This is a genomic window from Corynebacterium sp. KPL2895, from assembly GCF_040225815.1.
Taxonomy (GTDB): domain Bacteria; phylum Actinomycetota; class Actinomycetes; order Mycobacteriales; family Mycobacteriaceae; genus Corynebacterium; species Corynebacterium rhinophilum.
Genome location: NZ_JBEHFY010000041.1, coordinates 1 through 5759, shown reverse-complemented (window position 1 = coordinate 5759; position 5759 = coordinate 1). Strand labels below are relative to the sequence as shown.

Here is a 5759-nt window from a genome sequence, read left to right as displayed (position 1 = left end):
TGTTTGAGAACTCAATAGTGTGCCAATGTACTTATTTTTTATTTTTGTGTGCATGGTTGTGTGTTGATTGGTCTGTTGGCCGGCAAGCCTAATGGTGGTTTGTTGGTTGGTGTGTGCCGGTAAGGTGTTGGAATACGCATCTTTTTGAATACTGTTTAGTGTTTCGGCTGCATTGATGGATTGGTTGGCATGTGATTGTGTTCAACTTTTTGTCTCCCTTTTTTGTGCCCCGTCGGGTTGGGGAGGCAATGATTTTTTCTTTGTAGTAATTTTTGGACGCCAGCATGAGCCCTTTTGTGTGGTTTGTGGTGGTTTGTTCTTTTGGTTAGGTTTGGGCTTTTCACGGCCTTTTCAGTGTTTTGCTGAAATTCTTTTTGTGGAGAGTTTGATCCTGGCTCAGGACGAACGCTGGCGGCGTGCTTAACACATGCAAGTCGAACGGAAAGGCCCTGCTTGCAGGGTACTCGAGTGGCGAACGGGTGAGTAACACGTGGGTGATCTGCCCTGCACTTCGGGATAAGCTTGGGAAACTGGGTCTAATACCGGATAGGAACCATCTTTAGTGTGGTGGTTGGAAAGTTTTTTCGGTGTAGGATGAGCTCGCGGCCTATCAGCTTGTTGGTGGGGTAATGGCCTACCAAGGCGGCGACGGGTAGCCGGCCTGAGAGGGTGTACGGCCACATTGGGACTGAGATACGGCCCAGACTCCTACGGGAGGCAGCAGTGGGGAATATTGCACAATGGGCGCAAGCCTGATGCAGCGACGCCGCGTGGGGGATGAAGGCCTTCGGGTTGTAAACTCCTTTCGCTAGGGACGAAGCTTTTTGTGACGGTACCTAGATAAGAAGCACCGGCTAACTACGTGCCAGCAGCCGCGGTAATACGTAGGGTGCGAGCGTTGTCCGGAATTACTGGGCGTAAAGGGCTCGTAGGTGGTTTGTCGCGTCGTCTGTGAAATTCTGGGGCTTAACTCCGGGCGTGCAGGCGATACGGGCATAACTTGAGTGCTGTAGGGGTAACTGGAATTCCTGGTGTAGCGGTGAAATGCGCAGATATCAGGAGGAACACCGATGGCGAAGGCAGGTTACTGGGCAGTTACTGACGCTGAGGAGCGAAAGCATGGGTAGCGAACAGGATTAGATACCCTGGTAGTCCATGCCGTAAACGGTGGGCGCTAGGTGTGAGGGTCTTTCTACGACTTTCGTGCCGTAGCTAACGCATTAAGCGCCCCGCCTGGGGAGTACGGCCGCAAGGCTAAAACTCAAAGGAATTGACGGGGGCCCGCACAAGCGGCGGAGCATGTGGATTAATTCGATGCAACGCGAAGAACCTTACCTGGGCTTGACATACACCAGATCGCTGCAGAGATGTAGTTTCCCTTTGTGGTTGGTGTACAGGTGGTGCATGGTTGTCGTCAGCTCGTGTCGTGAGATGTTGGGTTAAGTCCCGCAACGAGCGCAACCCTTGTCTTATGTTGCCAGCATTTGGTTGGGGACTCATGAGAGACTGCCGGGGTTAACTCGGAGGAAGGTGGGGATGACGTCAAATCATCATGCCCCTTATGTCCAGGGCTTCACACATGCTACAATGGTCGGTACAACGCGCTGCGACACTGTGAGGTGGAGCGAATCGCTGAAAGCCGGCCTTAGTTCGGATTGGGGTCTGCAACTCGACCCCATGAAGTCGGAGTCGCTAGTAATCGCAGATCAGCAATGCTGCGGTGAATACGTTCCCGGGCCTTGTACACACCGCCCGTCACGTCATGAAAGTTGGTAACACCCGAAGCCGGTGGCCTAAACGTGTTAGGGAGCCGTCGAAGGTGGGATCGGCGATTGGGACGAAGTCGTAACAAGGTACCCGTACCGGAAGGTGCGGGTGGATCACCTCCTTTCTAAGGAGCTTTTTTGTAGGCTGCAGTTGCAGTCAGGACCCACAGTTGTGGGTTGCCCACATAGTTTGTGTGGGTTGGTGGTTGAGTAGGCGAGTGTTCTGCTGCCACCGATTGTTTGGAAATTCCGGGTAGGAGACACACCTTAATCGACAGTACCGAGTGTTTGAATGGTGCTTTGTGACATGCGTAAAAGTGTCCATGCATGCAAAAATGAGTGTTGATTGTACGTTGGTGCATTGTTGGGTGTCTGGGGCATTATCCCCTTATTGTGTGCCTGACTGGTTGATGGGCGTCACCGTGGTGGTGGTGTTTGTTGCTGGTTCGGGGTGTTGTGTGAGAACTGTATAGTGGACGCGAGCATCTGCATGATGCCACTTGCTTTTGTGGGTGGTGTTCATGTGTGTGATGTGATTTTTCTTTTTGTTTATTTTGTCAAGTTCACTTGTTGCTACCGCACGTGGGCTGCGTGACCTTTTGTTGGTTGTGTGGTTTGTGTGTGGTGGTTGGTGTGTTCGTTATTTAGGGCGCATGGTGGATGCCTTGGCATGCTGAGCCGATGAAGGACGTGTAAGGCTGCGTTAAGCCTCGGGGAGTTGTCAATAAAGCGTTGATCCGAGGATGTCCGAATGGGGAAACCTGGCCCTGGTTATGTGGGGTTACCCTTCAGTGAATTCATAGCTGTTGTGGGGGTTACGCGGGGAAGTGAAACATCTCAGTACCCGTAGGAGGAGAAAATAATAATGATTCTGCTAGTAGTGGCGAACGAACGTGGATGAGGCTAAACCGTGTGCATGTGATACCTGGTAGGGGTTGTGTGTGCGGTGTTGTGGGGCTCAATTGTGTGTCATCTACCAGTGGCACGCCCTGTGCATTGTTGTTAGGTGAAGTGGTTTGGAATGATCTACCGGAGTAGGTGAGAGTCCTGTAGCTGAAGATGATGATGTGGGGGTTGTTGGGTTCCCGAGTAGCAACGGGCTCGTGGAATCTGTTGTGAATCTGCCGGGACCACCCGGTAAGCCTAAATACTCAGTGTGACCGATAGTGGATAGTACCGTGAGGGAATGGTGAAAAGTACCCCGGGAGGGGAGTGAAATAGTTCCTGAAACCATGTGCTTACAATCCGTCAGAGCACTTTTTTGTGTGATGGCGTGCCTTTTGAAGAATGAGCCTGCGAGTCAGCGGCATGTCGCGAGGTTAACCCGTGTGGGGTAGCCGTAGGGAAACCGAATCCTAATGGGGTGATAAGTGGCATGTCCTGGACCCGAAGCGGGGTGATCTACCCATGGCCAGTGTGAAGCAGCTGTAAGAGGTTGTGGAGGCGCGAACCCACGTAGGTTGAAAACTGCGGGGATGAGCTGTGGGTAGGGGTGAAAGGCCAATCAAACTCCGTGATAGCTGGTTCTCCCCGAAATGCATTTAGGTGCAGCGTCGCATTAGCTTGGTGGAGGTAGAGCGACTGGTTGGTTGAGCGGGACTACAATCTTAGCAATGTCAGCCAAACTCCGAATGCCATCAATTGTGTTGTGCGGCAGTGAGACTGTGGGGGATAAGCTTCATAGTCGAGAGGGAAACAGCCCAGATCGCCGGTTAAGGCCCCTAAGGGTGTACTAAGTGGAAAAGGATGTGGGATCGCGAAGACAGCCAGGAGGTTGGCTTAGAAGCAGCCATCCTTGAAAGAGTGCGTAATAGCTCACTGGTCGAGTGGTTCTGCGCCGACAATGTAGTGGGGCTCAAGTACACCGCCGAAGCCGCGGCAAGCAGCAATTTTTTGTTGTTTGGGTAGGGGAGCGTCGTGCATGGGTGGAAGCGTTACCGTGAGGAGGCGTGGACTGTGTGCGAGTGAGAATGCAGGCATGAGTAACGAATTGTAAGGTGAGAATCCTTACCGCCGGATGACTAAGGGTTCCTGGGTCAAGTTCGTCTTCCCAGGGTGAGTCGGGACCTAAGGCGAGGCCGACAGGCGTAGTCGATGGATAACCAGTTGATATTCTGGTACCCGTACATGTGCGCCCATGATGAAGCACTGATACTAACCACTGCGGATACGCTACCTAGCATTCTTTGAGTGTTGGTGGTGTTGATGTCGTGGGGCCTGATGTGTGGTTCAAGTGATGGGGTGACGCAGTGAGGTAGCCGCGCCACTTAGTGGATTGGTGGTGTAAGCGTGTAGGCCGTGTGGTAGGTAAATCCGCTACACATTAAGGTTGAGGCGTGATGCGTAGACCCTTTCGGGTTGATGGTGGTGATCCTGTACTGTCGAGAAAAGCCTCTAGCGAGTGTGTGTATGGCCCGTACCCTAAACCGACACAGGTGGTCAGGTTGAAGATACTAAGGCGTTCGGGTGAACTGTGGTTAAGGAATTCGGCAAAATGCCCCCGTAACTTCGGGAGAAGGGGGGCCCTGTGACGTGAAGACCCTTGCGGTTGGAGTGTTGTGGGGTCGCAGAGAATAGAGGGAAGCGACTGTTTATCAAAAACACAGGTCCATGCGAAGACGTTAAGTTGATGTATATGGACTGACGCCTGCCCGGTGCTGGAAGGTTAAGAGGACCGGTTAGTTAACGTTTGTTAGCGAAGCTGAGAATTTAAGCCCCAGTAAACGGCGGTGGTAACTATAACCATCCTAAGGTAGCGAAATTCCTTGTCGGGTAAGTTCCGACCTGCACGAATGGCGTAACGACTTCTCTGCTGTCTCGACCACAGGCCCGGTGAAATTGCATTACGAGTAAAGATGCTCGTTACGCGCGGCAGGACGAAAAGACCCCGGGACCTTCACTATAGCTTGGTATTGGTGTTTGGTTCGGTTTGTGTAGGATAGGTGGGAGACTGTGAAATCATCACGCTAGTGGTGGTGGAGTCGTTGTTGAAATACCACTCTGATCGGATTGAGCATCTAACCTTGGCCCATGATCTGGGTTGGGGACAGTGCCTGGTGGGTAGTTTAACTGGGGCGGTTGCCTCCCAAAATGTAACGGAGGCGCCCAAAGGTTCCCTCAGCCTGGTTGGCAATCAGGTGGTGAGTGTAAGTGCACAAGGGAGCTTGACTGTGAGACAGACATGTCGAGCAGGGACGAAAGTCGGGACTAGTGATCCGGCACCTACTTGTGGATGTGGTGTCGCTCAACGGATAAAAGGTACCCCGGGGATAACAGGCTGATCTTCCCCAAGAGTCCATATCGACGGGATGGTTTGGCACCTCGATGTCGGCTCGTCGCATCCTGGGGCTGGAGTAGGTCCCAAGGGTTGGGCTGTTCGCCCATTAAAGCGGCACGCGAGCTGGGTTCAGAACGTCGTGAGACAGTTCGGTCTCTATCCGCCGCGCGCGTTGAAACTTGAAGAAGGCTGTCCCTAGTACGAGAGGACCGGGACGGACGTACCTCTAGTGTGCCAGTTATCCCGCCAGGGGTAGTGCTGGTTGGCTACGTACGGAAGGGATAACCGCTGAAAGCATCTAAGCGGGAAGCCTGTTTTAAGATGAGGTTTCTTTTGAGGTCCCCTAAAGACTATGGGGTAGATAGGCCAGACTTGGAAGCACTGTAAGGTGTGAAGGCTACTGGTACTAATTGACCAAAACAAACACACCACAAATAACCCCCGAACACCATGTGGTTTAAGGGAAGTTGAAGAGTGTTCTTGTTTAGCGAGTAAACAAAATGTACACATTTCGTGTGTCGCGTCCACTATGCAGTATCTGACACAACACCCACACAATTGTGGTGGGTAGTGTTCTGATAGGTTTGTCGGTGGTTAATAGCTACAGGGAAACGCCCGGTCCCATTCCGAACCCGGAAGCTAAGCCTGTACACGCTGATGGTACTGCAACCGGGAGGTTGTGGGAGAGTAAGTCACCGCCGACACCAAACAACAAA

General features: G+C 52.4%; 3 rRNA genes. All 3 read left to right on the top strand.

The annotated features are described in order from the left end of the window. Nucleotides 1-373: 373 nt before the first annotated feature. Nucleotides 374-1891, top strand: a 16S ribosomal RNA gene (locus ABRP95_RS11760). A gap of 508 nt (nucleotides 1892-2399) precedes the next feature. Next, nucleotides 2400-5472: ribosomal RNA gene (locus tag ABRP95_RS11755) — 23S ribosomal RNA — on the top strand. 157 nt (nucleotides 5473-5629) lie between these two features. After that, nucleotides 5630-5747: ribosomal RNA gene (gene rrf, locus ABRP95_RS11750) — 5S ribosomal RNA — on the top strand. The 16S, 23S and 5S rRNA genes sit together here, the layout of an rRNA operon. The last annotated feature ends 12 nt before the right edge of the window (nucleotides 5748-5759 follow it).